The following is a 25,910-nucleotide window of genomic DNA, read 5'->3' as shown; positions in this document are numbered from 1 at the left end:
CCCTTGTCCCGGGGTTCACCACCGCATACGAAGGTGTCCCGCACCACCACCGCACCCTCCACGCCACCTCACACTCGACCACCCGGGGAGCAGCAGATGTGCGACGACCACCACGGCGACGCCCGCGGCGACGGGGACGAAGGAAACAGGCTCGGAAGGCGCGCGCTGTTCGTGACGTCGGCGGCGGCCGCGCTTACGTTGGGAAGCGTGACCTTCGGCAGCAGCGGCGCGGCCGCGGACGGCGACCAGGAGACCCGGACGATCCGGGGCACCCTCCCCGCCGGCTCCCCCGACTTCGTGTATCTGCCGGTCGAAGTGCCGCCGAGGGTGCGTGAGTTGAAGGTGGTGTACAGCTACGACAGGCCGTCCGTCCCGGCGGGCACGGCCGGCAACGCGCTCGACATCGGTGTCTTCGACGAACGCGGCACCGACCTCGGGGGCAAGGGCTTCCGCGGCTGGTCGGGCGGTGCCCGCTCCGAGTTCTTCATCCGCGCGGACGAGGCGACCCCCGGCTACGTACCGGGCCCGGTCCGCCCCGGCACCTGGCACATCGCGCTGGGCCCGTACACGGTGGCGCCGCAGGGACTGCCGTACGAGATCACCATCACCCTGACCTACGGGCCGCCCGGCGAGCGCGTGAAGCCGGTGTACCCGCCGGAGCGGGCCAGGGGCCGGGGCCGGGCCTGGTACCGGGGCGACTGCCATCTGCACTCCTGGTACTCCGACGGCCGCCGTACGCCCGCCGAGATCGCGGCGCTGGCGCGGGCCGCCGGGCTCGACTTCATCAACAGCTCCGAGCACAACACCCAGTCCGCGCACGCCCATTGGGCCGAGCACGCGGGTGACGACCTGCTGATCCTGCTGGGCGAGGAGGTCACCACGCGCAACGGTCACGTGGTCGCGCTCGGCATGGACCCGGGCACCTTCGTCGACTGGCGCTACCGGGCCCGCGACAACCGCTTCGGCGCGTTCGCCCGGCAGATCCGCCGCGCCGGGGGCCTGGTCGTCCCGGCCCATCCGCACGCCACCTGCGTCGGCTGCAACTGGAAGTTCGGCTTCGGCGAGGCGGACGTCGTGGAAGTGTGGAACGGCGGCTACTCGCCGGAGGACGAGGTCGCCCTCGCCGACTGGGACGGCATGCTCGTGGCGTCCGTGCGGGACGGCCGTGGCTGGATCCCGGCGATGGGCAACAGCGACGCCCACCGCGCCCCCGACCCGGTGGGCCGCCCCCAGACGGTCGTCCTCGCCGACGACCTGACCAGGGACGCCATCCAGGACGGGCTACGGGCCGGACGGTCGTACGTCGCCGAGTCGAAGGACGTGTCGGTGGCGTTCACGGCGTCCGGCGCGCGCGGCGAGCACGCCGGGATCGGCGAACGGCTGAAGGTGGACCGCGACACCCCGGTCACCGTCCGCCTGGAGGCGACGGGCGCCCCCGGGTGCCTCATCCGCTTCGTCACCGACCAGGGCGTCCTGTTCACCTCCCCCGCGCTCCCGGACTCCGGCACCGGCTCCGCCGAGTGGCGGACGACCGCCTCGTACGCGGCGTACGTCCGCGCGGAGGTCCGTCACCCCCCGGTGGTCCCCGGCTTCCCGGGCCCGCCGGCGGCGTTCACGAACCCGATCTTCCTCGGGCGGCGGTAGGGCCTGTCGCCCCGCGGCCCAGGCGTGATCCAAACGACAGGCCCTGGGGCGGGAAGGTAGGGGGAACCCGTGTACGAAACAGTCGTGTTGGGCCTTAGGTTTGGCTCGACACAACCCGTGCGTCCGCAGGTGTGACGCACCTGCTCGGTGGAGGAGAACGGCGCCCATGACCGATCACGCGACCACGCCCGAACCCGCGGCGAAGGAGAAGGTCGACACTTCGGTGCCCGCCTCCGCCCGGATCTGGAACTACTGGCTGGGCGGCAAGGACAACTACCCGGTGGACGAGGAGGCGGGCGACGCGTACGCGGGCGCGTTCCCCGGCATCGTGACGATCGCCCGCAGCAGCCGGGCGTATCTGCGGCGCAGCATCCGCTACCTGGTGGAGGTGGAGGGCGTCCGGCAGTTCCTGGACGTCGGCACGGGCCTGCCCACCGCCGACAACACCCACCAGGTCGCCCAGCGCAGCGCCCCGGAGGCGCGGATCGTCTACGTCGACAACGACCCGACGGTCCTCGCCCACGCCCGTGCGCTGCTGTACTCCGCGCCGGAGGGGGCCACGGCGTACGTCGACGCCAGCCTCTACGAGCCGGAGAGGATCCTGGAGGCGGCCGCGCGGACGCTGGACCTGTCGAAGCCCACCGCCCTGATCCTCAGCGGCATCCTGGGCCACGTCGGCGACTACGACCAGGCCCGCGACATCGTCCGCCGTCTCCTCGCCGGGCTCCCCTCCGGCAGCTTCCTCAACATCAACGACGGCTCCCGCGGCACCGACCCCGACTACGAGCGCGCGCAGGACGCCTACAACGAGACGGGCGCCGTCCCGTACTTCCTGCGACCCGTCGACCTGATCGAGGGCTACTTCGAGGGACTGGACCTGGTCGACCCCGGCATCGTCTCGGTACCGCTGTGGCACCCGGACGAGGACGCGGGCACCCCGCAGCCGATCGGCCAGCACGGAGGGTTGGGCCGCAAGCCGTAGGGAAGCGGGCGGCGGGCCCCGGAACGGCTCAGGTGACGGCCGTCCCCGCACCCAGGTCGGCCACGACGGCCGCGTGGTCGGAGGGCCAGACGTCGTCGACCGGGGCGTCCCCCGCCCGCCGCACGGCCCGGACGTGGCCGAGACCGCCGCGGCCCGGCGGGGCGACGTGGATGTAGTCCACGCGGACGCTGGGGCCGTGGGTGGGGGCGACGTACGGGTTGGCCGTGTCCCAGGTGGCCGAGGGGGCGCCGGGGGCGGCGTACTCCCACGCGTCGAAGAAGACCTGGCCCGGTACGGCGGGCGCGGTCCGGTAGCCGCCGAAGAGACGGACCTCGTCGGAGTCGGGCCAGGCGTTGAAGTCCCCGGTGACGACGGGCGGGAACGGGCCCTCGCCCCGGTGCCGGGCGACGAACCCGACGAGCGAGGTGACCTGGCGGCAGCGCAGCGCCGAGGCGTCGGTGGCGGAGCTGAGGTGGGCGGTGAAGAACGGCACGGGCGCCTCCGGCGCGTCCAGCAGCGTGTACAGCGCGCCCCTGCCGCTGCCGTCCGCTCCCGTGGGGAGCCCGATGGCCGCCTGCTCCCGTACGGGCCACCGGCTCAGCACGGCGTTGCCGATCCCGACGCCCGGGTCCCCGATCCGCCGCTGCCACGCCTCGGGGTCGCCGTACGAACCCCACGCCCAGTGCAGGCCCAACTCCCCGGCGAGCCACCCGGCCAGGTTCTCGCCGCCCTGCTCCCACACCTCCTGCAACCCGACGACGTCCGGGCGCAGTTCCCGCAGGACGGCGAGGATCGCCTTCTGCCGTTCCTGCCAGGGCCCGAACCGCCACCACAGGTTCCACGTCACGACCCGCACCGACCACCCACCGCCTCGCACGCTTTACTGTCCCGTCCCGTCCCCGTACGGCCTCCTTCCACCGCACCAGGAGAACCACGCCCATGTCCCGCGATCCCGGCCTGAAACAACGCGTCGTCACGGCCTTCCAGCGCCACGTCGCCAACCCGGTCCTGCGCCGCGTGCCGTTCCAGACGGTCCTGGAGACCACCGGCCGCGTCTCCGGCCTCCCCCGCCGGACGCCCATCGGCGGCCGCCGCACGGGCGACACGTTCTGGCTGGTCTCGGAGTACGGCGAGAAGTCCCACTACGTCCGCAACATCAAGGCCGACCCGTCCGTACGGCTCCGCCTCCGCGGCCGTTGGCACCACGGCACGGCCCACCTCCTCCCGACCGACGACCCACTGACCCGTCTGAGCACCCTCCCCACACTGAACAGCACGGCGGTACGAGCCCTGGGCACGAACCTCCTGACGATCCGCGTCGACCTCCACGACTGATCCGGAGCCCGCTCAGCCCCGCTCCGGCCGCGTGGCGACGAACACGAACTCCCTCCCCGGGCGGTCCGGGGCGTCCCGTGTCTCCGTCAGCGTGTAGCCCTCCGCGGTCAGGTCCGCCTCCACCTCCTCCCGTTCGCGGTACCTCAGCGTGGAGTCGGAGGTCAGCTCCTGGCCGTCCGCCCGGAAGACGTAGTGCCAGCGGAACGTCACCAGGGGGCCGTCCACCTCGGTCAGGTCCACCCAGCTCTCGACCTCACCGGTCCCCGGGACGTCCGTCACCCCGTACGTCTCCGTCCGGTTCCACCTCTCCCAGGCCCGCGCGGCCGGGTCGCGGGTCTCGAAGACGAACGTTCCGCCCGGCCGCAGCGCCTCGTGGGCGCCCCGCAGCGTCCCCCGCCAGGCGTCCGAGTCGACGATCTCCTGGGCCGCGTTGGCCGTCATCGTGGCGAGGTCGACCCGGAGCGGTGGCAGCGCGGTCGCGTCACCGTGGATCCAGCGGACCCGGTCACCGCCGGGCTTCGCCCGCGCCACCTCCAGCGAGGCGCGCGCCGGGTCGACGCCCACGACCTCCACGCCCCGCTCCGCCAGCAGCAGCGCGAACACGCCCGTCCCGCAGCCGATGTCCAGCACCCGCCGCGCGCCCAGTCCGTCCGCGAGCCGCAGATAGGCGTCCAGATCACCGCGGTCCGGGTCGAGGAGGTCGTAGATCCTCGCCAGCCGCGGGTCGTTGAAGATCTCGTCAGCCATGCGCTCACAACTGCCCACGCGGCCGGTCCAATTCACGCGACAGGACGGCACGGCTTTGAAACGCTGGCCACGACGGCGTGCGGTCAGCCGTCCCCGACCCAGGAAGGTCCCACCATGTCTCAGCGCGTCACGCGTGTGTCCGTCGTGGAGTTCGTCGTCTCGGGGAGCGACGCCGGGCCCTACGGGATCACCTGCGGGCCGGACGGCGCGTTGTGGTTCACCCTGGTTCACGCGGGGCGGATCGGTCGGCTGACGCCCGGCGGGGAGAGCACCTCGTACCCGCTCGACCCCGCCTCGGGCGGCCCCTCGCTGATCACGCCCGGACCGGAGGGCGACACGCTGTGGTTCACGGAGTTCCGGGGGCACCGGATCGGGCGGATCACCACGGCCGGTGCCGTCGACTCGTTCGCGCTGCCCACTCCGGTGGCGGGCCCGTTCGGGATCGCGGCGGGCCGGGACGGGGCGCTGTGGTTCACCGAGGCGGGCGCCGACCGGATCGGGCGGATCACGCCGGACGGGGACGTCACGGAGTTCCCGCTGCCGCTGACCGGCGCGTTCCCGTCGGCCATCACCGCCGGGCCTGAGGGGGACGACCGGCTCTGGTTCACGATGAACCAGGCGAACGCGATCGGCGCGATCGGGCCGGCCGGTGACGTCACCGTGCATCCGCTGCCCACTCCGGGCGCCGCGCCGGTCGGGATCACCGCCGGTGGGGACGGGGCCCTGTGGTTCGTGGAGATCGGGGCCGGGCAGATCGGACGGATCACGCCCGACGGGAAGATCGACGAGTTCCCGCTCCCGGACCGCGCGGCCCGCCCGCACGCCATCACCGCCGCCGACACCCCGGATGCCGGCTGCTGGTTCACCGAGTGGGGCGCCAACCGCGTCGGCCGGATCACCCCCGACGGCCGGATCGAGGAGTACGACCTCCCCAGCCCGTCCTCCGAACCGCACGGCATCACCGCCGGCCCGGACGGCGCGCTGTGGACCGCCCTGGAAACGGGCAAGATCGCCCGCCTCACGGTCCTGTGAGCCGCCCCGACGGCCCGGCGAACGGCCCCCACGGCCGGGTGCGCGGCCCCCACGTCCCGGCGAACGGCCCCCACGGCCGGGTGCGCGGTCCCCACGGCCCGGCGAGCCGACCCGGCGACCTCGCGGCCCCGCCCGACCGGGCTGCGGGCCCCCGTCACCTCGACCTCGATCCCGAAGCCGAGGTCCACCGAACGAATCGGCCGTGACCTCCCCGACCGTTCCGTCCGCTGCGCCGAGTACGAGGAGCACCTCAACAGCCTTATGCGATAGAGGAGTCGGGGGTGAGCGGAGATCCACGACTGACGGTCCGGGTGCCGGGGCCCGGCACCGGCACCAGCCCGCCCCGCCAACCTCAGATCAACCTCTGAACCCGCGCCCGAGCCTGGCCCCCTCCCTTCCCCCGGTGTCACGATCACGATCTCGTCCGCCGGGCGCGCCAGACACAGGCGCTACGCGCCGCGCACCGCGCCGCGCGTCGTCCGCGGACCGACCGGACTCACGGGGGGTTCTCCATGTCGCACCGCACCCGCTCCGCCCTCACCCTGTCGACGGCTGCCGTCCTGCTCGCCGCCGCCACCGCCACCTGTTCGTCGGCCGTCGCCACCACGTTCGAGGCCACGGCGTTCCAGCCGCCCGTGCGGTCGTCGGTGCAGCGTCCGGCGAAGATGACGCAGCCGGTGGACCTCACGGCGCCGCGCCTGGGCGGCGGCAAGGTCCTCGTCCGCCAGGACGGGACGCACGGCAGCCGGGTCCTGGAGTTCCCGAGGGCGGGGAAGGGCGACGGTGACGCCCTGGTCGTCGCCGTGCGCTGTCACGGCGAGGGGCGGATCGACGTCCGCCTGCGGCCCCTTGGCGTCGACTTCCCCGTGGAGTGCCGGGCCGGTGAAGTCCGCGCCGTCCATCACGAGTCCGCCGTCTCCCACGCTGGGGACGCGGGCACCATCGCCGTCACCGCCACACCCGGCTCCGTCCGCTGGTCCCTGACGGTCGGCCGGGACGCCCTCGCGGCCGTCGATCCGATGTGACCCCGCCGCACGCCCCGCCCGGCCCCCTCACACCCCGTCGGCGAACTCCGCGAGCGCGGTGAAGTCGGGGGCGAGCAGACCGAGCCGGGGATCGACGTACAGCAGCAGGGCGGGGGCCTTGTGGTGGACGTTCACGTGGGCGCGGTCCCGGCTGCCGAGTTCGTCGTCGACCCAGGCGAAGGGGCGTCCGGCGGCGTGGGCGACGAGGTGGCGCGTCTTCCAGAAGAGGCCCGAACCGTCGGTCCCGGGCGGCGGGGCACCGTCCGGCCACTCCACGACGGGCAACTCCGGCAGGCCGAGGACGGGAGCGATGAACGTGTTGGCCTCGCCGACCCAGGTCGTCGCCCAGGTCAGCTCGAACCGTGTCGCCAGGGCGCGGAGTTCGGGGCCGTGGGCCTCGTTGAGCCAGACCCGCAGCGGCTTCACCGCCGCCGGGGGCTGACCGGGGTGCCGGGCGATCCAGCCGTCCGGCTTCATCCGGTGGGTGGTGTAGCCGGCGGGCCGCCGCTGCGGCTTCGCCGCGTACGGGTTCAGCGGCCCGTCCACGTCGAGGTAGAGAAGCGGCCGGGTCGCCGTCATGTCCTCACGCCCCTCCACGGTCCGCACGAGGAGGGGCGCGGCCGAGTCGTCGCCATCGCCCTCACCCGCACCCTCCCCCCTCCACACGCGAACCCTACGCGTCACGCACCGCTGTCCGCCTGCGCGTTCTGCCACTGGGTGGGGAGCCGGCGGGTGCCGGCGGCGTGGCCGCCCGCTCGCGACCGCCGATGACCGCCGATGGCCGTCGATGGCTGTCATCCGGTCCGCTCCCTCACCCCGCCCAGACGATCGCCTGCAACTCGCTGTAGGCGTGCAGGGCGTACGAGCCCACGTCGCGTCCCACCCCGCTCTTCTTGAAGCCGCCGAACGGCGCCTCCATGTTGCGGCCGACGGTGTTCACTCCGACGCCGCCCGCGCGCAGGCGCCGGGCCACGCGGAAGGCGCGGGCCACGTCGCCGGACCAGACGTAGTCGATGAGGCCGTAGTCGGTGGCGTCGGCGAGCCGCACGGCGTCCTCCTCGTCGTCGAAGGGGAGGACGACCACGACCGGGCCGAAGATCTCCTCGCGGACGACCCGCATGTCGGCCGTGCAGTCGGCGAGGAGGGTGGGGGCGACGTAGAAGCCCCGGTCGAGCGGCGGGCGTTCGCCGCCGGTGACCACGCGGGCGCCCTCCTTGCGGCCCAGTTCGACGTACGACTCGACGCGGTCGCGGTGGGCCGCCGAGATCACGGGGCCGACGACCGTGCCCCGGGCGCGGGGGTCGCCGACCGGCAGACGGTCCGCGTACGCGGCGAGCCGCGTCACCACCTGGTCGTAGACGCCCCGTTGCGCGAGGACCCTGGTCGGCGCGGTGCAGATCTGTCCGCTGTAGAAGGAGAAGGTCGTACCGATGCCGGCCACCGCCGACGGCACGTCCGCGTCGTCGAAGACGATCGCCGCGCCCTTGCCGCCCAGCTCCATCAGCTGGCGTTTCATGTCGCGTCCGCAGACCTCCGCGATGCGCCGGCCGACCGCCGTGGAGCCGGTGAAGCTCACCATGTCGACGTCGGGCGAGTCCACGGCCGCCTCGCCGGCCCGCGGGCCGCTGCCGCTCACCACGTTCACCACACCGGGCGGGATCCCGGCCTCCTCCAGGGCCTGCGCCATGCGGTACACGGACAGGGGGTCCTGGGGCGCGGGTTTCACGACCACCGTGTTGCCCATGGCGAGGGCGGGCGCGATCTTGCCCGCCGGGTTGGCCCACGGGTTGTTGTACGAGGTGATGCAGGTGACGACACCCACCGGCTGGCGTACGGCGAGGGCGCCCATCACGGCCGCCCGGCCGAACGGGCCCGCCTCGTTGACCTGGGGGGCGATCGGTTCCTCCGCCGGTTCCGGTCGGGCGTAGCGCTGGAAGCGGGCGGCGGCCACCCCGACCTGCATGCCCCGCGCGGTGCCGGTGGTCGCGCCGGACTCGGCCCCGGCGAGGTCGGCGTAGGGGACGAGCCGGGCGCGGATCAGCTCCGCCGTGCGGGCCAGGACGGCGGCCCGTTCGTCGGGGGAGGTGCGCGACCACGCCCCGAGGGCCTCGCGGGCCGCGGCGGCGGCCGCGTGCACCTGCTCCCGCGAGGCCTCCGGCGCCAGTCCGACGACCCCCTCGGTCGCCGGGTCGATCACCTCGTGGTGCCCGTCGTCGGGCTCCACCCAGGAGCCGCCGATGAACAGCCGCTGCCGCTCCGGGGAGCCCGCCCCGGCGCTCACCTCGTGCTCACCGTGCGGGTGTCGCGCCCCGAGCGGAGCACCGTGCCGGACACGGCCCCGGTCACCACGTCGTCGCGGATGGTCTCGACGCCGTTGACCCAGACCGCCCGTACGCCGAGCGCCTTGGAGTCCAGGCGCGGGCTGTCACCCGGCAGGTCGTGCACCAGGGTGGCCTTGCCGGCGTCGATCCGCTCCGGGTCGAAGAGGACGAGGTCGGCATGCCAGCCCTCCGCGATCCGCCCGCGTTCACGGAGCCCGAAGAGCCGGGCGGGGTCGTCGGTCAGCATCTTCACCGCCTGTTCGAGGCCGACGAGTTTCCGGCCGCGCAGACAGTCCCCGAGGAACCGGGTGGTGTAGGGGGCGCCGCACATGCGGTCCAGGTGGGCGCCTGCGTCGGAGCCGCCGAGGAGGACGTCCTCGTGCCGCCAGGTCTCGGCGCGCAGGGCCCAGGACGCGGGGTCGTTGTCGGTGGGCATGGGCCACAGCACCGTACGGAGTTCGTCGGCGGCGCAGATCTCCACCAGGCAGTGGAAGGGGTCCTGGCCGCGTTCGGCGGCGATGTCCCGCACGACCCGTCCGGTGAGCCCCTCGTTCGCGGCGCTGTAGGTGTCGCCGATGACGTACCGGCCGAAGTCGGCGAGCCGCCGGAAGACGCCCGCCTCCTTGCTGTCGGCGCGCCGCAGCAGTTCGGCGCGGACCTCCGGGTCGCGGAGCCGCTCGATCCGCTCGGGCACGGGCAGACCGAGGACCGGGCCCCAGCCGGGGATCAGGTTGAGCGCGCAGAACGTGCCGAGGGACATGTTCATGGGGGTGAGGATCGGCATGGTCAGGGCGACCACCCTGCCGCCGGCCTTGCGGGCCCGCTCGCTGGCCTCCAGCTGCCTCGGCACCCGCTCGGGGACGGCCGCGTCGATCGTGAGGACGTTCCAGTTCAGGGGGCGTCCCGCCACCGAGCTCATCTCCACGAAGAGGTCGATCTCGTCGTCGCTGAACTGGTTGAGGCAGCCCGCGACGATCGCCTCGATCTGGGTGCCCTCGTGCTCGCCCACGGCCCTCGACAGGGCGATCAGCTCGGCCGGCCGGGCGTGCCGGGACGCCACGGGGCTGCCGTCGCCGTCGCTGTGCGAGGACGACTGGGTGGTCGACAGGCCCCAGGCGCCCGCGTCCATCGCCTCGTGCAGCAGCCGGACCATGTCGGCGAGCTGCGCCTCGGTGGGCTGCCCGCCGACCGCGTCCGGTCCCATCACGTACCGGCGCAGCGCGCAGTGCCCCACCATGAACCCGGCGTTCACCGCGATCCGCCCGTCGAGGGCGTCCAGGTACTCGCCGAAGCCGTGCCAGTTCCAGGGGGCGCCCTCCTCCAGCGCGACCAGCGACATCCCCTCGACCTTGGACATCATCCGGCGGGTGTAGTCGGCGTCCTCGGGCCGGTCGGGGTGGAGCGGCGCCAGGGTGAACCCGCAGTTCCCGCCGGCGACCGTGGTCACCCCGTGGTTGAGGGAGGGCGTCGCGTACGGGTCCCAGAACAGCTGCGCGTCGTAGTGGGTGTGCGGGTCGACGAAGCCGGGGGCGAGCACGAGCCCGGCCGCGTCCTCGGAGGTACGGGCCTGTTCGGTGACGGTGCCGATGACGGCGATACGGCCGTCGCGCAGGCCCACGTCGGCGGTGTGGGCGGCCGCGCCGGTCCCGTCGACGACGGTCACGCCCTTGATGACGTGGTCGAGCATGCCTCGCTCCTTCCGGGTGCTGGTGGTGAGGGGGTGGGTGCCGCCCGTGCCGTGGGGGGCAGCCTCACCCGGCCGCCCGGAACCTCGACGTCCGGTGCACGGGGTCCGTGTCGATCTTGGGGATGACGTGCTCCCCGACGAGCCGGATCGTCTGGAGCGTCTCCTCCTTGGGCACCCCCACCGGCAGTCCGAAGCTCAGCTGGTCCGCGCCGGCCTGCTCCCACCGCTTGCACTGGGTGAGGACCTCGTCCGGGTCCCCGCAGATCAGCAGTTCCTCGGCGATGAGCAGCTCGATGAACTCCTCGTCGTACGGCGGCAGCGTCTCGGGCCACACCGGGAACCCCTCGGGGCGCGGGAACGTGTCGTGGTAGCGGAACACCAGCGACGGCAGGTAGTGCAGGCCGCCGTCCACGGCGATCCGTACGGCCTCCTCGTGCGTGGGCGCGCAGATCGCCGTGGTCGTCACCATGACGTTGTCGTTGACGAAGTCCCCGATGGGTTCGGCGTCGACGACCGCGGTCTTGTACTGCTCCAGCACCCACTCCATGTCGGAGACCTTCTGCACGCTGAAGCCGAGCACGCCGAGCCCCTTGCGCGCGGCCATGGCGTACGACGGGGGCGACCCGGCGGCGTACCACATCGCCGGGTGGGACTTCCCGTACGGCTTGGGCAGGATCTTGCGCGGCGGCAGCGACCAGTGTTTGCCCTGGAAGCCGACGTACTCGTCCTGGAGCCACATCTTGGGGAACTCGGCGATGGTCTCTTCCCAGATCTCCTTGGTGTAGTTCATGTCGGTGACGCCGGGGATGAACCCGAGGATCTCGTGGGAGCCGGCGCCGCGGCCGCTGCCGAACTCGAAGCGGCCCTCGGAGAGGTGGTCGAGCATGGCGACCTTCTCGGCCACCTTCACCGGGTGGTTGACCTGGGCGAGCGGGTTGAAGATGCCGGAGCCGAGATGGATCCGTTCGGTGGCGTGCGCGAGGTAGCCGAGGAAGACGTCGTTGGCGGAGAGGTGCGAGTACTCCTCCAGGAAGTGGTGCTCGGAGGCCCAGGCGTACTTGAAGCCGGACCTGTCCGCCTGGATGACGTACTCGGTCTCCTCCATCAGCGCCTTGTGCTCCGCGAGCGGGTCGGTCTCGGCCCGCTTGCCCACGTACCCCTGTACAAAGAGCCCGAATTCCACGGAGGTTCACCGTCCCCACAGCCCGTGGCCGCGCCGGCGGCACAGCCTTTCTGACGATGCGTCAGATTCTGATACGGCCGACTGTTCCACCGGCCCCGTGGAGCGTCAATAGCTGATGGACCGTCAGCTGGACCCTCGGCAGGAGTTCAGAGGAGGCTGACCCCGGCGAGCCATCCACCGTCGACCACGAAGGGCTGGCCGGTGATGTACGACGAGTCCTCGCAGGACAGGAACAGCGCGAGGCGGGCCACCTCCTCGGGCCTGCCGATCCGGCCGAGCGGGATGCGCTTGCGGTAGAGCTTGTCGACGGTCTCGGCGGACACCCCCTCACCCGGGTCGGTCATCGCGGTGTCGACGGCGCCGGGACAGACGGCGTTGACCCGGATGCCCTTGCGGGCCAGCTCCAGCGCGGCGACCCGGGTGAGGCCGACGATGGCGTGCTTGGTCGCGGCGTAGGCGCCGACGTACGCCATGCCGGCCAGGCCCGTGTACGACGCGGTATTGACGATGGTGCCGCCGCCCGCCGCCTCGATCTCGGGAGCCAGGGTCCTGATCCCGAGGAAGACGCCGACCTGGTTGACCCGCACGACCCGCATGAACTCGTCGAGGGAGGTGTCGACGAGGGCGTTGAAGCGCAGGACTCCGGCGTTGTTGACGAGCCCGTCGACCCGGCCGTACGCGTCCTTGGCCGCGGCCGCGGCGGCGGTCCAGTCCTCCTCGCGGCCCACGTCGAGGTGGACGTAGAGGGCGCCGATCTCCTTGGCGAGGGCCTCTCCCTGGTCGTCGAGGACGTCGGCGACGACGACCCGCGCCCCTTCCTCCCGGAACAGCCGGGCCTCCTGTTCCCCCTGTCCCCGTGCGGCACCTGTGACGAGGACGACACGTCCGTCGAGCTTGCCCATGTGGACTCCCTTCGCGCGGCGTTGGCCGAGGTCAGCGTACCCGCTGAACTGACGATCCGTCAGTTACGCACACTCCGCTTGCATACGCGACTCAAGTGACCCACCAGTAGGGATATTTGACTCTGTCGAGAGTCTTTGCAGAACCCAATAATTCTCCATCGAAAGGTAAAGCAACCCCCAAGGAGTGAACGCGAGATGGCGAAGAGGCGGTTCAAGAACAAGAAGGCCCGGTACGTCGCGATCGGGGCCTCACTCGTGACGGGCACGGCCGCTGTCGCCGTACTGCTTCCTTCGGCCAACGCCGCCGAGGAACTGACGGCCGACCAGATCATGAGGAAGTGCGAGAGGACGGCGGTACTGAACGGGAAGAAGCAGACCACCGCCGATTTCGGCGGCGGTCTCGGGGACGGCTTCGAGTCCGACACCTGTGATTTCGTCGAGACCAAATTCGAGACATTCGACGGACCCACCGAGAAGGTGACCGTCGACTTCCCGAACTGCGAGCCGAACGCCACCGCGCCGGCGAAGGTGACGACCGAGTTCTCGAAGGCGATCGGCCAGGGCCAGGGCAAGTACACCGTCACCCAGCAGGGCGCGCTCGGCGGCCTGTTCGGCGCTCTCAGCGGCTCCTGGGTGAAGCACAAGGGGACCCTGGACATGACCGTCAAGACGGCCACGGCCAGCGAGTCCGAGCAGCGGGAGGTGCCCGTCGGCAAGGTCATGCACGTGACGTTCACGCCGAAGATCCAGCGCATGACCGGCGAATGGCGCGTGCACCTCGACGCCAGGCCCGGCGGCTTCGCGACCAACCCCACGCCCGAGCAGAACTTCGTCGCCGAGGAGGTCGTCGAGGGCCCGGTGATCCTGGCGAGCGCCGCGGGCACGCCCGGACTCGCGGACGGCACCTCCAAGGTCGTACTGGAGGACTGCTGACCGGCACCGGCCGGCCCCCTCCCACCCGAAGACACCCCCCACGGGATCCGCACCGCCTCCCCCCTCCCGACGGTGCTCCCCCTCCCCGGGAACACCTCCCCACCAGCCTTTTCCGCTCGATCACCCCTGTAGGAGACACCCATGACGAACACCGGGCGCCGCGGCAACCACCGCAGCAAGAAGAAGCGCATCACCCTCGTGCTGGCCCCGATCGCCGCCCTCGGCATGGCCGTCCCGCTGATGTACAGCGCGGGCGCGGCCACCCCGGACGAGGTGGCCACGGACTGCCGTACGGACTCGGACAAACTGGAGAACTGCGAGTTCGTCGACGTCCAGGTCAAGCGGGACAGCCTCGGCCCCAACGAGCGGGTCACCAGCGTGAGCGACAACTGCGGAAGCACCACCGCGGCGACCAAGTCCTTCAGCGGAACGGCCTCCGTCACCCGCGTCATCCAGTTGGAGGACGGCTTCAGCGTCGACGGCAGCACCAAGCTCGGGAACTCGTTCTTCGAGATCGGCGTCAAGTTCGCCACGCAGGAGATCAACATCAAGCGTGACGACACCACGTCCTCGTTCTCCTTCACCCGGAGCGACACGGTGCAGCCGGACCACATCGCCTTCTTCATGTGGTCCCACAAGCGCACCGACGTGAGCGGGTTCCTGAAGGCCACGTACAAGGAGGAACAGAACGGCCAGAAGGTCTTCTTCTCCCCCAGCGAGGGCGCGGCCACCGTGCACGTCTTCTACCCGCAATTGCTCCAGAGCGGCACCCCGGACGGCCGGCTGTGGCTGCGCAACGTGAAGTGCGACACGCCTCAGGCCAACGGAATCATCAACAGCGAGAACAGCGCCCGCGCGGAACCCGGATTCGGTCAGGGCGGCGAGAACGTGACCGATGTCGAGGTTTCGCTCTCCGATGTGTCCGTGCAATAGCGGGTGATGCGCGGAAGTCGCATTCGACTCGAAGAAGAGAATGCGGGAAAGCCGGTCGGCACGAGAGGTGCCACCGGTCGGCTGTGAACCCCAGCGGGCCTCTGCGAAGACGCAGAGGCTCGTTCTCATTCGCGAAGAGCCATGTTCACGCGCGGACCGAGGGGGTCGCGCCCAGCCACTTGAGGACCGCTTCCGTGCCCCCGCGGACGTCGAGCTTGGCGTAGATGTTGCTGAGGTTGTTGCGCACGGTCTTCTCGCTCAGCTTTAAGCGCAGACCGATCTCCTGGGCCCCGAGGCCGGTGGAGAGCAGCTCCATGATCTGCCGTTCCCGGGTCGAGAGCAGCGACCGCAGCCGCTCCACCGCCTCCCCGCGGTCCGGCGTCCACGGGGAGCCGTCACGGAGGGCCACGCAGGCATCAGGGGACAGATAGGTGTGCCCGACCGTCGCGGCCATGACGGCCGAGGAGAGCATGCGGGCGCAGTAGTCGCCCTCGACCAGATAGCCGGCCCCGCCGCGGAACGCCTCGACGACCGTCTCGGCGTCCCTGCACGGCGTCACCACGACCACCGGCGCGCTCATGGCTCCCATCGCCTTCAGCAGCTCGGGGAACGAGTCGCTCGGGTCCTCGCAGCGCAGGACCACGACGTCAGCGCCGGACCCGCGAAGGCCGCGGTAGGGCGGGGCCATCGGCACCGCGCGCACGATGTACGGATCGTCGGGCGCGGGCCAGTCGGCGTGCGGCCAGTCGCCCTCCGCGCAGGCGAGAGCGACGGTCAGCCCACGCGGACGCGCTCCGGAAACGGTGGTACCGACGTGCTGGGAAGTGAGGATGTGCCAGGGGGATCGCACCTCGCGTGTCCTTCCGCCGAAGCCATGACGTACGTACATACGTGGCTCGGGCGTCAGTTGTTCGAAGTTTCAAGGAGAAAGTGTCTGGCTGTCAGACAGCCTCGGGCGCGTCCGTCGTCCGGTGGCCGAGGCCGGGGGCCTCCTCCCCGCTCCCACGCGACGGCGGAAGGTATTCACTCCGCCCCATATGCCCGCTCTTATCTTGGCTTTCACAAAGGCTGCCTCGTGATTACCAGAGAGTAGGGGCATTTGACTCTGTCGCCGAGGCGCCTTCGCTCCTAGGTTCACGATGACCCTCACGGACATTTACCTGACAACCGCTGCCGAGGGTGGAAGGTCTCATCGAAAGCGAGGAGTTCACCGATGGCGGGCACCAGATCACGTAACAAGCGGCGGGCCAGGCTGCGATTGTTCGCCGGCTTGTTGACCGCACTCGGACTGTCGGGCGTCGTCGTTTTCGCGGCGAATGCCGACAGCACCGTCGACGGCACCCTGGACTACGTGGCGCTCGGAGATTCGTACTCCTCCGGCCACGGCGCGAGCAGCACCTACGCGGACAAGACCTGCAAGAGAAGCGACTCCGCGTATCCGACGCTCTTCTTCGCGAAGTACAAAGCCGATCAGCAGCCGTCCCTGTCGTCCAGCATCGTCAACCGCGCGTGCACGGGGGCCAAGATACAGAACGTCATCGACGACCAACTCGAATTCGTCACGGGCTCTGTCGAGATGGTGACCATCACCATCGGCGGGAACGACGTGGACTTCGCCAGCGTCGCGACCACCTGCGTCCTGAACGGTTCGGCCACCTGTACCCAGGCACTGAACGAGGTCGGCCCGAGGATCTCGGCGCTGCGGCAGCCGCTCACCGACCTCCTCGCCTCGATACGCGCGAAGGCGCCGGTCGCCAACATCGTCATCTCCGGGTATCCGAAGATCTTCGCCACCGGATCGTGCGGCGCCCTGGCCATCTCGGAGGACAACCGTGACCAGATGCGGGGCCTTCAGGAGTCGATGAACACCCTGATACGTGAGGTGGCGGCGGCCAGCAACCGGGTCCAGTACGCCGACCCGGACGGCCTGTTCAACACTCACCGGGTGTGTGACACCGGCGACCGGTGGATCAACCAGGTGAGCGACGGAATCGCGCAGCTGGACACCGGGGCGGCCTACCACCCCAACGCCAACGGCCAGGCGGCCATGGCCGATGCCGTCTTCGACGCCGCCACGGGCTTCACCACCGGACCGTCATAAGCGGCCGAAGAGACCAGTCATCGACCTGGGGCCGATCATTCCGGTCCTCGCCATCCTGTAAGGAGTGCAGCCACTCATGTCCTTGAAAAGGACTCACGCCAGACGTTCTCGGCCCGTCAAGGCTGCCGCCTTGGGGATCGGGCTCCTCACGGTCATCGGCATCGCCGGCGTGAGTGTCGCCACCGAGGAAAACGGCACCGCCAGTTCGGCCGGTACCGCCAGTAACGCCAATACCGCCAGAACCCTTGCGGCTGATTCCGGTCGCCGCGACGAGGTATTCGAGCTCGTCGAGGCGGCCAATATACCGGGGCTGGACGGATTCTCGGTCGGTATCGATCCGGTCGCCGACCGGATCGGCGTGTCCCTCTTCGTCCCCAAGGGCCTGCCGGACGCCGTGACCGGAACGCTGAAACTCGGTGACGATGTGACCGTCACGGTCGAGAAGAGCACGGCGCCGCAGCCGAACATCGACGTGAGCGGCGGGGCAGGCATAGGCAACGTCGGTTTCGCGGGATGTACCGCGGGATTCCCCGTCGGACTCGCCAATGGAAAGTCGGGCTTCGTGACCGCCGGGCATTGCTTCGATGCCGCGACGCCCGTCACCCAGCAGACCGTCCGGATCGGTTCCGTAGCGGCAACCGGGTTCGAGTTCAATTACGGACCGTCCGATCACGGTGTCTACTCACTCGACAACAGCACCGACACCGACAGGGTGCTGCCCCAGGTCATCGCCGACGACGGGGCCCACCCGGTCAAGGGGATCACCCCACCCACGGTCGGCATGGACGTGTGCAAACACGGCATCACCACCGGCACCACCTGCGGGAAGGTGACTCTCCTGAACACCCGGGTCACCTATGCGCAGGTGACGGACGAGACGGGAAGACTGATACGCCCGAGCACACAGATCAACAATGTGATCCAGAGCAACCTGTGCACGGAACCCGGTGACAGCGGAGGTCCTGTCTTCACCCAGCCGGCCGCGGGCAGCAACACTCCTGTCAACGCCGTAGCCGTGCACAGTGGAGGACTCACCGTGAAGCAGAACGGCAAGAGCGTATGCGGCGAGAAGGTGGGATCCACCAATATCGCCTACCACGTCCCTCTGTCCGACACCCCCGCCAAGAGCACCAATCCGTTCGACGACGTCTTCCTCAAGGTCTCTTCCTGACCCGCGGAGCGACCCCGGTGGAGTCGGGCCGATCCGCACGACGCGGGCGCGGCGCGGGCGCGGGCGGGTGGCTCCTACAGCAGCGGAGCCACCCGCTCCCCGAACTTGCCCATCTGGTCGATGAGTTCGGCCCGGCCGCGACTGCGGAACCGCACCTGGATCTGGTCCACGCCCATCGCCGCGTACCCCCGGAGCGACTCCGCGAGCGCCTCCGGAGGGCCGCTGAGCGTACGGCGGCCGACGTCCCACGCCGGCTCCCCGACGTACAGCGGCTCGGTGATCGCGCCGACCGTGAACGGGTCGGTGGCCCCCGCCTCCTCCCGCAGCCGCCGCAACCGGGCGATCTGCCCCGGCAGCCGGTCGCGCGGGTCGCCCTGCGGCAGCCAGCCGTCACCGCGGACGGCGGCCCGGCGGACGGCCGCCGGGGAGGAGCCGCCGACCCACAGTGGGACGCGGGCCTGCGCCGGGCGGGGCCGCTGGCCCAGGTCCTCGAAGTCGTACGCCTTCCCGTGGTGGGCCGGGAACTCGTCCGGGCCGAGCGCGGCCCGCAGCGCGTCGACGCACTCGTCCAGGACGGCGCCCCGCCGCTCGAAGTCCACGCCCAGCACCTCGAACTCCTCCCGCACGTGCCCGGCGCCCACCCCGAGGACCAGGCGCCCGCCCGCGAGGTGGTCGAGGGTCGCGTACTGCTTGGCCGTCAGCAGCGGGTGCCGCAGCCCGACGATCGCGACATGGCTGAGGAGGCGGACCCGTTCGGTGACGCCGGCCAGGAAGGCGAGCGTGGCGACCGGGTCGTACCAGACGGTGCCCATCGCGTCCGCGAGCCGCCGGGGGATCGCCACGTGGTCGCAGCTCGCGATGTAGGCGAACCCGGCCCGGTCGGCGGCCCGCGCGATCTCGACGAGGTCCTCGGGGCCGGCGTCCGCCTCCCACGGTTCGGCGTAGAGGGTGCTCTGCGACTGGACGGGGAGCTGCATGCCGTAGCGGAGTGACGCGCCGGCGCCGTTCACCTCGCGCTCCCCGGTCCCGTTCACGCCGTGCTCCCCGGCCCCGGCCAGAGCCCGTCGTCGGTCAGGCCCAGCAGGTCGATGGCGTTCCGGCGGACGATCCGGTCGACCACGTCGGGGGCGAGGTGTCCCATCTGGGCCTCGCCGACCTCCCGCGACTTGGGCCAGGTGGAGTCGGAGTGCGGGTAGTCCGTCTCGTACAGGACGTTGCCCACGCCGATGGCGTCGAGGTTGCGCAGCCCGAACGCGTCGTCGAAGAAGCAGCCGAAGACATGCTCGGTGAACAGCTCGGACGGCGGCCGGTGGACCTTGTCCGCGACACCGCCCCAGCCGCGGTTCTCCTCCCAGACGACGTCCGCCCGCTCCAGGATGTAGGGGATCCACCCGATCTGGCCCTCGGCGTACATGACCCTGAGGTTCGGGAACTGCTCGAACTTGCCGCTCATCAGCCAGTCGACCATCGAGAAGCAGCAGTTGGCGAAGGTGATGGTGGAGCCGACGGCGGGCGGCGCGTCGGCGGACGTGGACGGCATCCGGCTGCTGGAGCCGATGTGCATCGCGATGACCGTGCCCGTCTCGTCGCAGGCGGCGAAGAAGGGGTCCCAGTCGTCGGTGTGGACGGAGGGCAGACCCAGATACGGGGGTATCTCGGAGAACGCGACGGCCCGCACCCCGCGCGCGGCGTTGCGGCGGACCTCGGCGGCGGCGAGTTCGGCGTCCCACAGGGGGATGAGGGTGAGCGGGATGAGCCGGCCCCGCGCCTTCGGGCCGCACCACTCGTCCACCATCCAGTCGTTGTACGCCTTCACGCCCAGCAGACCCAGCTCGTGGTCCGCGGCCTCGGTGAAGGTCTGGCCGCAGAAGCGCGGGAAGGTCGGGAAGCAGACGGCGGACTGGACGTGGTTGACGTCCATGTCGGCGAGGCGCTGCTCCACGTCGTAGGAGCCGGGACGCATCTGCTCGAAGGTGATGATCTCCAGTTTGATCTCGTCCCTGGAGTAGCCGACGGCGGTGTCGAGGCGGGTCAGGGGGCGGTGCAGGTCCTCGTACACCCACCAGTCGCCGATGGGGCCGTCGTCTCCGGGGGCGCCCATGACGGGCCGGAAACGGCCGCCGAGGAACGTCATCTCCTTCAGCGGCGCGCGCACGATCCGGGGGCCGATGTCCCGGTACTTCTTGGGGAGCCGGTCCTGCCAGACGTTCGGCGGCTCCACCGTGTGGTCGTCGACGGAGATGATCTTCGGGAATACCGTCTCGCTCTCCATGGTCTCCATGTGCGCCACGGTAGCGCCGATCTGACGGATCGTCAGCTCCCGTGTCCGTCATTGCCCCGCACCGGGAGGGTCGAGGAGAGATTGTGTGGACCTGGTGACATCCCGCACGGCTCCCTGTGATCGGGGACTCGCACGGCTGACGTATCTGCCATGAACAAGGCAAACTGGCCTGGATAGCAAAGGGCCTTGGGGGGCGTCGATGGGCGGTGAGTCGCGAGTGCCGGAGGCTGGTGAGCCGCGGGTGCCGGAGCAGCGGGGTTCCGGGGAAGGACGGGCTCCGCTGCCGGCGCCCGGACCGACGGATCCGGAGCCGGAGGGCGCCGCGGCCCCCGAGCCGGAGGCCGGGACCGCCACGGGGCTCCGGTTCAGCGTGCTCGGCCCCGTACGCGCCTGGCGCGGCCCCGAACCCCTCGCCACCGGCTCACCTCAGCAACGCGCGCTGCTGGCCGCGTTGTTGCTGCGAGAGGGCCGGACCGCCACCGCGAGCGAACTGATCGACGCGCTGTGGGGCGACGACCCTCCGTCCCAGGCGCTGGCCGCCGTACGCACCTACGCGTCCCGGCTGCGCAAGGCCCTCTCCCCCGACGTCCTGGTCAGCGAGTCCGGCGGCTACGCGATCCGTTCCCTGGCGGGTGGAGCGCTCGACCTCGCCGTCGCCCAGGACCTCGCCGCCGACGCGGAGAAGGCCAAGAGCTCCGGGGACCTGTGCCAGGCCCGTCTGCTGCTGAACAAGGCGCTCGGCCTGTGGGACGGCGAGGTCCTGGCGAGCGTCCCCGGCCCGTACGCGGAGACCCAGCGGGCCCGCCTCGACGAATGGCGGCTCCAACTCGTCGAGTCCCGCCTCGACATGGACCTGGAGCAGGGCTGCCACGCCGAGGCCGTGTCCGAGCTGACCGCCCTGACCGCCGCGCACCCCCTGCGGGAGCGGCTGAGGGAACTGCTCATGCTGGCCCTGTACCGCAGTGGCCGGCAGGCCGAGGCCCTCGCCGTGTACGCCGACACCCGCCGTCTGCTCGCCGACGAACTCGGCGTGGACCCGCGCCCCGGCCTGCGCGAACTCCAGCAGCGGATCCTGCGGGCCGACCCGACCCTCGCCGAGCCCTCCGCCCCGCTCGCCGCCGAGCCCTCCGCGACCGCCGTGCGCCCCGCCCAGCTCCCGGCGACGGTGCCGGACTTCACGGGACGGTCCTCCTTCGTGTCGGAGCTGAGCGAGGTGCTGTCGGCGGCGTCCGCCGCCGAGGGCCAGGTCATGGCCGTCTCCGCGCTCGCGGGCATCGGCGGCGTCGGCAAGACGACCCTCGCCGTGCACGTCGCCCACCAGGCCAGACCGGCCTTCCCCGACGGACAGCTGTACGTCGACCTCCAGGGTGCCGGCGCCCGGCCCGCCGACCCGGAGACCGTCCTCGGCTCCTTCCTGCGGGCCCTCGGCACCGCCGACTCGGCGATCCCCGACTCGCTGGAGGAGCGGGCCGCGCTCTACCGGTCCGTCCTGGACGGCCGCCGGGTCCTGGTCCTCCTCGACAACGCCCGTGACGCCGCCCAGGTCCGGCCCCTGCTGCCCGGCACGGCGGGCTGCGCGGCCCTGGTGACCGCCCGGGTGCGGATGGTCGACCTGGCCGGGGCGCACCTCGTCGACCTCGACGTCATGTCCCCGGACGAGGCGCTCCAGCTGTTCACCCGGATCGTCGGCGAGGAGCGGGTCGCCGCCGAGCGCAAGGCCGCCCTCGACGTGGTCGCCGCCTGCGGTTTCCTGCCGCTCGCCATCCGGATCGCCGCGTCCCGCCTCGCCGCCCGCCGGACCTGGACGGTGTCCGTCCTCGCGGCGAAGCTCGCCGACGAACGCCGGCGGCTGGACGAACTCCAGGCCGGCGACCTGGCCGTGAAGGCCACCTTCGAACTGGGCTACGGCCAGCTGGAGACGGCCCAGGCCCGCGCCTTCCGTCTGCTGGGCCTGGCCGACGGCCCGGACATCTCGCTCGCCGCCGCGGCCGCCGTCCTGGACCTCTCCCCGGAGGACACCGAGGACCTGCTGGAGATCCTCGTCGACACCTCCCTCCTGGAGTCCGCCGCTCCCGGCCGCTACCGCTTCCACGATCTGGTCCGGCTCTACGCGCGTGCGTGCGCGGAGCGGGACGAGCAGCCGCCCGGTGAGCGGGACGCGGCCATGTCCCGGCTGCTGGACTTCTATCTGGCGACGGCGGCGGAGGTGTACCGGCTGGAGAGGCCCGGGGACCGGCTGGCGGACGACCTGGAGCCGACCGAGTACCCGGGTCTGCGCTTCAGCGGCCGGCAGGAGGCCCTCGACTGGCTGTACTCGGAGGCCAACTGCCTGCTGGCCTGCGCCCGCCAGGCCTTCGCCACCGACCGGCTGCGCCGGGGTGTGGACCTGCTGTGGGCCGCCAAGGACCTGGGGGAGTCGGGAGCCAACTCCAAGCAGTACGAGTCCGTCGCGCTGGCCGCCAGGGACGCCTCCCAAGCCGCTGGCGACCCGCGTACGGAGGGGCGGGCCCGGGCGACGCTCATCAACGTCCACCTGGTGGCGGGGCGCTACGACGACGCCGAGGACGAAGCGCGCCGGGCCGTGGACCTCGCCGAGCGGGCCGGGGACACCACCGCCCTCAACTGGGCGAGCAACGACCGGGGCATCATCGCGCTCATCCAGGGCCGCAACGCCGACGCCGAGAACTGCCTCCTCGCGGCGATCGAGGGTTCGCGGGCGGCCGGGAACCAGCCGCTGGAGGCGAGCGCGCTGTGCAACCTCTCCCGGGTCCACCTGGCCATGGGCCGCACCGGCCACGCGATCACGCTGGCCCAGCAGGGCATCGAGCTGTACGACCGCGTGGGGCTCACCCTGCGGCTGGCCAACGCGCGCTATGCCCTGGGGCTCGCCTTCACGGAGGCGGGGCGCACCTCCGAGGCGCTGGACGAACTGGGCGAGGCCCTACAGATGTTCGGGACCAACCGGCAGCGTCTGTGGGAGGGGACGACGCACTTCCGTATCGCGCAGGCCCATCTCGCGGGCCGCCGCCCGGCCAGGGCGGCGCAGCACGCCGAACAGGCCCTGGCGACCGGCTGCATCGGCGGGGACCGGATGCGGGCCAACGTCCTGACGGCTCTGGGGCGGTCGCTGGACGCCCTCGGCCAGGCGGACCGCGCCCGTGCCTGCTGGCGGGAGGCCCTGGCGCTGTACGAGCAGGTCGGCGCCCCCGAGGCGGTCGAGGTGCGGGCGCTGCTCTCACCGGCCTCCGCGGCCTGAGGCCCGCCGCGGTCCGAGGTGCGCCGCGGTCCGAGGTGCGCCGCGGTCCGAGGTGCGCCGCGGAGGGGCGTTCATCGATTGTTTATGCGCGCCTGGCATGCTCAGCGCAGTGATCCGTCGCGTCGGGGGGCAGGCGGGTCGTCGGCCCTCATGCTCCGTGCGAGGGCCGAGTGGGCCTCGGTCCGGCGACGCCTCGGGGGAGCCGCCGGACGGGGGCCGTACAGCCTTCACTCGAACCAGGGGAGAGTTCGTCAGCATGAGCGACAAGAAGAACCCGCAGAACGCCGCGCTGGACAACCACGCGCCGGTCCCGCCCGCCGACGACACGATCACCACGCTCGACAACCACGCGCCGGCCCCGCCGAAGGGCGACCCGGTCGCCCCGCTCGACAACCACGCGCCCGCGCCGCCGGTCGACGACACGATCACCACGCTCGACAACCACGCACCGGCCCCGCCCGCCCTCAACCTGGGCGGCGGCAAGTAGACCTCCATCCCGACGGGGATCGGCCGCGGTGGCGCGGAGGGGGAGCCACCGCGGCCGAGTCGTGTGCGGGGGCGGACCTCCGGGGGCGGGCGGCGGTCGGGGGGCCGCTGCCCGCCGGGGGCCGGGGCCGGGGCGGATCACATCGCCCGGCACCGGGCCCGGAGTTCGCCCTTGACCACTTTCCCGCCCGCGTTGCGCGGCAGTTCGCCGACGAAGTCGACCGTCCTCGGGACCTTGTAGTTGGCCATCTCGCGGCGGGCCCAGGCGATGAGGTCGTCGGCGGTGACCAGGGAGCCGGGGCGGCGGACGACGAAGGCCTTGCCGACCTCGCCGAGGCGGGTGTCGGGGACGCCGATGACGGCGACGTCGGCGACGTCCGGGTGCAGGCCGAGGAGCTGCTCTATCTCGGCGGGGTAGGCGTTGAAGCCGCCCACGATGAACATGTCCTTGATCCGGTCGGTGATGCGGAGGTTGCCCGCGTCGTCGAGGACACCGACGTCGCCGGTGCGCAGCCAGCCGTCGTCCGTGACGGCGCGGGCGGTCTCGCCGGGGTCCTCGAAGTAGCCGCGCATCACGTTGAAGCCGCGGACCCGGACCTCGCCGGGGGAGCCGGGCGGCAGCGGGGCGCCCGAGGGGTCCACGACCCGTATCTCGGTGCCGGGGACCGCCCGCCCGGAGGTCGAGGCGATCACCGACGGCTCGTCGCCGCGCCGGCACATCGTGACGATGCCGCTGGCCTCGGACAGCCCGTACGCGGTGAGGACGGTCTCGACGCGCAGCTCCGTGCGCAGCCGTTCGACGAGCCGCAGCGGGACCACCGCCGCGCCGGTGACGACCAGGCGCAGGGCGGAGAGGTCGTAGTCGTCGCGGTCGGGGTGGTCCAGGAGCGACTGGTGGAGCGTGGGCGGGCCCGGGAGGACGGAGACGCGTTCGGCGGCCACGTTGGCCATGGCCGTCCGCACGTTGAACACGGGCTGCGGGATCATCGTCGCGCCCCGCATGAGGCAGGCGATCACCCCGGCCTTGTAGCCGAAGGTGTGGAAGAAGGGGTTGACGATCAGATAGCGGTCGCCCCGGCGGAGCCCGGCCAGCCGGCACCACACCTCGTAGGCGCGCAGGGTCTGGGCGTGGGTGATGACGGCGCCCTTGGGGCGGCCGGTCGTGCCGGAGGTGAAGATGATGTCGGAGGGCGAGTCACCGTCCAGTGCGGCCGCCCGTGCCCGTACCGTCGCCGCCGGGACGCCGTCGCCGCCGGTGAGGAAGTCCTTCCAGGTGCGGAAGTCGGCGGGGGCGTCGTCGGCGAGGACGACGACCTGTTCCAGGTGCGGGAGACCGGGCAGCGGCCCGCCGCCCACCACCGCCGGGCCCGCCGTCCGCCGCAGCACCCCCTGCCCGGCCGCCCGCCGCAGCGACGCCACGTAGGAGGTGCCGAGGAAGGTGCCGGTGACGAAGAGGAGCTTCGCCCTGCTGCGGGCCAGGACGTCCGCGGCCTCGGCGCCCTTGAAGCGGGTGTTGAGCGGGACGAGCACCGCCCCGGCACAGACGGCGCCGAGCGCGGCGGTGATCCAGTCCAGGGAGTTGGGCGCCCAGATGCCGACCCTGTCGCCGGGTCGCACCCCGGCGGCGACGCACGCGGCCGCCGCCCGTTCGACGCGTGCGCCGAGGTCGGCGTAGGACACACGTGTCCGCCCCTCGACGACCGCCTCGGTCTCGCCGTACCGCTCGGCGGCGGCGCGGATGAGTCCCGGGATGGTCCCCCACTCCAGGTCGCCGCGTACCTCCGCGTCACCGCGTCCTTCCGAGTCACCGCGCACAGCCCGCCTCCGTACCCGAATCCCAGTAGCTGACTGACCGTCAGATTAGCTGTACCCTGACGGACTGTCAGCAGCG

General features: G+C 71.8%; 21 protein-coding genes and 1 pseudogene. 11 read left to right on the top strand and 11 right to left on the bottom strand.

Annotated elements, in window-relative coordinates:
- The first annotated feature begins 96 nt into the window (after positions 1–96).
- The gene (locus SMA5143A_RS25770) at positions 97–1,644 is read left to right on the top strand and encodes a CehA/McbA family metallohydrolase (protein WP_107465229.1); all 1,548 of its coding nucleotides are present in this window, start codon (positions 97–99) and stop codon (positions 1,642–1,644) included.
- A 166-nt stretch (positions 1,645–1,810) separates the two neighbouring features.
- The gene (locus tag SMA5143A_RS25765) at positions 1,811–2,626 is read left to right on the top strand and encodes an SAM-dependent methyltransferase (protein ID WP_107465228.1); all 816 of its coding nucleotides are present in this window, start codon (positions 1,811–1,813) and stop codon (positions 2,624–2,626) included.
- Between the two features lie 28 nt (positions 2,627–2,654).
- Here SMA5143A_RS25765 and SMA5143A_RS25760 read toward each other — a convergent pair whose 3' ends face one another.
- Positions 2,655–3,482: an endonuclease/exonuclease/phosphatase family protein gene (locus SMA5143A_RS25760; RefSeq protein WP_107465293.1), complete on the bottom strand. Its 828-nt coding sequence runs from the start codon at positions 3,480–3,482 to the stop codon at positions 2,655–2,657.
- An 83-nt stretch (positions 3,483–3,565) separates the two neighbouring features.
- On the opposite strand from SMA5143A_RS25760, the gene SMA5143A_RS25755 reads away from it, so the two are divergent.
- Positions 3,566–3,961: a nitroreductase/quinone reductase family protein gene (locus tag SMA5143A_RS25755; RefSeq protein ID WP_107465227.1), complete on the top strand. Its 396-nt coding sequence runs from the start codon at positions 3,566–3,568 to the stop codon at positions 3,959–3,961.
- Positions 3,962–3,973: 12 nt separating this feature from the next.
- Here SMA5143A_RS25755 and SMA5143A_RS25750 read toward each other — a convergent pair whose 3' ends face one another.
- The gene (locus SMA5143A_RS25750) at positions 3,974–4,708 is read right to left on the bottom strand and encodes a class I SAM-dependent methyltransferase (RefSeq protein WP_107465226.1); all 735 of its coding nucleotides are present in this window, start codon (positions 4,706–4,708) and stop codon (positions 3,974–3,976) included.
- Positions 4,709–4,822: 114 nt separating this feature from the next.
- Between SMA5143A_RS25750 and SMA5143A_RS25745 the strand changes: the two genes are divergently transcribed.
- Both SMA5143A_RS25745 and SMA5143A_RS25740 read left to right on the top strand, forming a co-directional pair.
- Positions 4,823–5,740 carry a Vgb family protein gene (locus SMA5143A_RS25745; protein ID WP_107465225.1) on the top strand — a complete coding sequence of 306 codons (918 nt, stop codon included), beginning with the start codon at positions 4,823–4,825 and terminating at the stop codon, positions 5,738–5,740.
- A 512-nt stretch (positions 5,741–6,252) separates the two neighbouring features.
- Positions 6,253–6,765, top strand: coding sequence for a hypothetical protein (locus SMA5143A_RS25740; protein WP_107465224.1), 513 nt, complete (start codon positions 6,253–6,255; stop codon positions 6,763–6,765).
- A gap of 27 nt (positions 6,766–6,792) precedes the next feature.
- On the opposite strand, the gene SMA5143A_RS25735 is transcribed toward SMA5143A_RS25740, so the two are convergent.
- From SMA5143A_RS25735 to SMA5143A_RS25715, 5 genes and pseudogenes are all read right to left on the bottom strand, one after another.
- Positions 6,793–7,344: a hypothetical protein gene (locus SMA5143A_RS25735; RefSeq protein ID WP_107465292.1), complete on the bottom strand. Its 552-nt coding sequence runs from the start codon at positions 7,342–7,344 to the stop codon at positions 6,793–6,795.
- A gap of 232 nt (positions 7,345–7,576) precedes the next feature.
- Complete coding sequence (locus SMA5143A_RS25730) at positions 7,577–9,046, bottom strand: aldehyde dehydrogenase family protein (RefSeq protein ID WP_107465223.1); 1,470 nt, start codon at positions 9,044–9,046, stop codon at positions 7,577–7,579.
- Positions 9,043–10,782: pseudogene (locus tag SMA5143A_RS25725) on the bottom strand (N-acyl-D-amino-acid deacylase family protein); the annotation flags it as partial. The gene SMA5143A_RS25730 and the pseudogene SMA5143A_RS25725, both read right to left, overlap by 4 nt.
- Before the next feature lie 55 nt (positions 10,783–10,837).
- Complete coding sequence (locus tag SMA5143A_RS25720; RefSeq protein ID WP_107465221.1) at positions 10,838–11,956, bottom strand: LLM class flavin-dependent oxidoreductase; 1,119 nt, start codon at positions 11,954–11,956, stop codon at positions 10,838–10,840.
- Between the two features lie 146 nt (positions 11,957–12,102).
- Entirely contained in the window at positions 12,103–12,858 is a 756-nt protein-coding gene (locus tag SMA5143A_RS25715; RefSeq protein ID WP_107465220.1) for an SDR family NAD(P)-dependent oxidoreductase, read from the bottom strand.
- Between the two features lie 195 nt (positions 12,859–13,053).
- Between SMA5143A_RS25715 and SMA5143A_RS25710 the strand changes: the two genes are divergently transcribed.
- Positions 13,054–13,791: a hypothetical protein gene (locus SMA5143A_RS25710; protein WP_107465219.1), complete on the top strand. Its 738-nt coding sequence runs from the start codon at positions 13,054–13,056 to the stop codon at positions 13,789–13,791.
- A gap of 141 nt (positions 13,792–13,932) precedes the next feature.
- Complete coding sequence (locus SMA5143A_RS25705) at positions 13,933–14,724, top strand: hypothetical protein (RefSeq protein ID WP_107465218.1); 792 nt, start codon at positions 13,933–13,935, stop codon at positions 14,722–14,724.
- A gap of 145 nt (positions 14,725–14,869) precedes the next feature.
- On the opposite strand, the gene SMA5143A_RS25700 is transcribed toward SMA5143A_RS25705, so the two are convergent.
- Entirely contained in the window at positions 14,870–15,574 is a 705-nt protein-coding gene (locus tag SMA5143A_RS25700) for a LuxR C-terminal-related transcriptional regulator (protein ID WP_375136546.1), read from the bottom strand.
- 420 nt (positions 15,575–15,994) lie between these two features.
- On the opposite strand from SMA5143A_RS25700, the gene SMA5143A_RS25695 reads away from it, so the two are divergent.
- Both SMA5143A_RS25695 and SMA5143A_RS25690 read left to right on the top strand, forming a co-directional pair.
- Positions 15,995–16,825, top strand: coding sequence for an SGNH/GDSL hydrolase family protein (locus SMA5143A_RS25695; protein WP_258193738.1), 831 nt, complete (start codon positions 15,995–15,997; stop codon positions 16,823–16,825).
- Between the two features lie 130 nt (positions 16,826–16,955).
- Entirely contained in the window at positions 16,956–17,996 is a 1,041-nt protein-coding gene (locus SMA5143A_RS25690) for a S1 family peptidase (protein WP_181362011.1), read from the top strand.
- 74 nt (positions 17,997–18,070) lie between these two features.
- Here the strand turns inward: SMA5143A_RS25690 and SMA5143A_RS25685 are convergent, their stop codons facing one another.
- Both SMA5143A_RS25685 and SMA5143A_RS25680 read right to left on the bottom strand, forming a co-directional pair.
- The gene (locus tag SMA5143A_RS25685; RefSeq protein WP_107465291.1) at positions 18,071–18,973 is read right to left on the bottom strand and encodes an LLM class F420-dependent oxidoreductase; all 903 of its coding nucleotides are present in this window, start codon (positions 18,971–18,973) and stop codon (positions 18,071–18,073) included.
- Positions 18,974–19,026: 53 nt separating this feature from the next.
- Entirely contained in the window at positions 19,027–20,277 is a 1,251-nt protein-coding gene (locus SMA5143A_RS25680) for an amidohydrolase family protein (protein WP_107465214.1), read from the bottom strand.
- A 199-nt stretch (positions 20,278–20,476) separates the two neighbouring features.
- Here SMA5143A_RS25680 and SMA5143A_RS25675 point away from each other — a divergent pair, with 199 nt between their 5' ends.
- The gene (locus tag SMA5143A_RS25675; protein WP_107465213.1) at positions 20,477–23,533 is read left to right on the top strand and encodes an AfsR/SARP family transcriptional regulator; all 3,057 of its coding nucleotides are present in this window, start codon (positions 20,477–20,479) and stop codon (positions 23,531–23,533) included.
- Between the two features lie 256 nt (positions 23,534–23,789).
- On the top strand, positions 23,790–24,020 hold the full coding sequence (locus SMA5143A_RS25670; protein ID WP_107465212.1) for a hypothetical protein: 231 nt from the start codon (positions 23,790–23,792) through the stop codon (positions 24,018–24,020).
- A 137-nt stretch (positions 24,021–24,157) separates the two neighbouring features.
- Here SMA5143A_RS25670 and SMA5143A_RS25665 read toward each other — a convergent pair whose 3' ends face one another.
- Entirely contained in the window at positions 24,158–25,834 is a 1,677-nt protein-coding gene (locus SMA5143A_RS25665; RefSeq protein WP_107465211.1) for a FadD3 family acyl-CoA ligase, read from the bottom strand.
- Positions 25,835–25,910 lie beyond the last annotated feature (76 nt).

Origin of the sequence: Streptomyces sp. MA5143a (assembly GCF_900290235.1) — a bacterium.
Taxonomy (GTDB): Bacteria; Actinomycetota; Actinomycetes; order Streptomycetales; family Streptomycetaceae; genus Streptomyces.
The sequence above is the reverse complement of the archived record's forward strand: the minus strand, read 5'-3'. Positions and strand labels throughout refer to the sequence as shown.

What these genes read in the sequence shown, in the direction of transcription:
- SMA5143A_RS25670 (WP_107465212.1), top strand. Translation starts at nt 23,790, where the DNA reads ATGAGCGACAAGAAGAACCCGCAGAACGCCGCGCTGGACAACCACGCG.
- SMA5143A_RS25765 (WP_107465228.1), top strand. Translation starts at nt 1,811, where the DNA reads ATGACCGATCACGCGACCACGCCCGAACCCGCGGCGAAGGAGAAGGTC.
- SMA5143A_RS25750 (WP_107465226.1), bottom strand. Translation starts at nt 4,708, where the DNA reads ATGGCTGACGAGATCTTCAACGACCCGCGGCTGGCGAGGATCTACGAC.
- SMA5143A_RS25685 (WP_107465291.1), bottom strand. Translation starts at nt 18,973, where the DNA reads ATGCAGCTCCCCGTCCAGTCGCAGAGCACCCTCTACGCCGAACCGTGG.
- SMA5143A_RS25735 (WP_107465292.1), bottom strand. Translation starts at nt 7,344, where the DNA reads ATGACGGCGACCCGGCCGCTTCTCTACCTCGACGTGGACGGGCCGCTG.
- SMA5143A_RS25710 (WP_107465219.1), top strand. Translation starts at nt 13,054, where the DNA reads ATGGCGAAGAGGCGGTTCAAGAACAAGAAGGCCCGGTACGTCGCGATC.
- SMA5143A_RS25770 (WP_107465229.1), top strand. Translation starts at nt 97, where the DNA reads ATGTGCGACGACCACCACGGCGACGCCCGCGGCGACGGGGACGAAGGA.
- SMA5143A_RS25705 (WP_107465218.1), top strand. Translation starts at nt 13,933, where the DNA reads ATGACGAACACCGGGCGCCGCGGCAACCACCGCAGCAAGAAGAAGCGC.
- SMA5143A_RS25755 (WP_107465227.1), top strand. Translation starts at nt 3,566, where the DNA reads ATGTCCCGCGATCCCGGCCTGAAACAACGCGTCGTCACGGCCTTCCAG.
- SMA5143A_RS25740 (WP_107465224.1), top strand. Translation starts at nt 6,253, where the DNA reads ATGTCGCACCGCACCCGCTCCGCCCTCACCCTGTCGACGGCTGCCGTC.
- SMA5143A_RS25680 (WP_107465214.1), bottom strand. Translation starts at nt 20,277, where the DNA reads ATGGAGACCATGGAGAGCGAGACGGTATTCCCGAAGATCATCTCCGTC.
- SMA5143A_RS25715 (WP_107465220.1), bottom strand. Translation starts at nt 12,858, where the DNA reads ATGGGCAAGCTCGACGGACGTGTCGTCCTCGTCACAGGTGCCGCACGG.
- SMA5143A_RS25745 (WP_107465225.1), top strand. Translation starts at nt 4,823, where the DNA reads ATGTCTCAGCGCGTCACGCGTGTGTCCGTCGTGGAGTTCGTCGTCTCG.
- SMA5143A_RS25675 (WP_107465213.1), top strand. Translation starts at nt 20,477, where the DNA reads ATGGGCGGTGAGTCGCGAGTGCCGGAGGCTGGTGAGCCGCGGGTGCCG.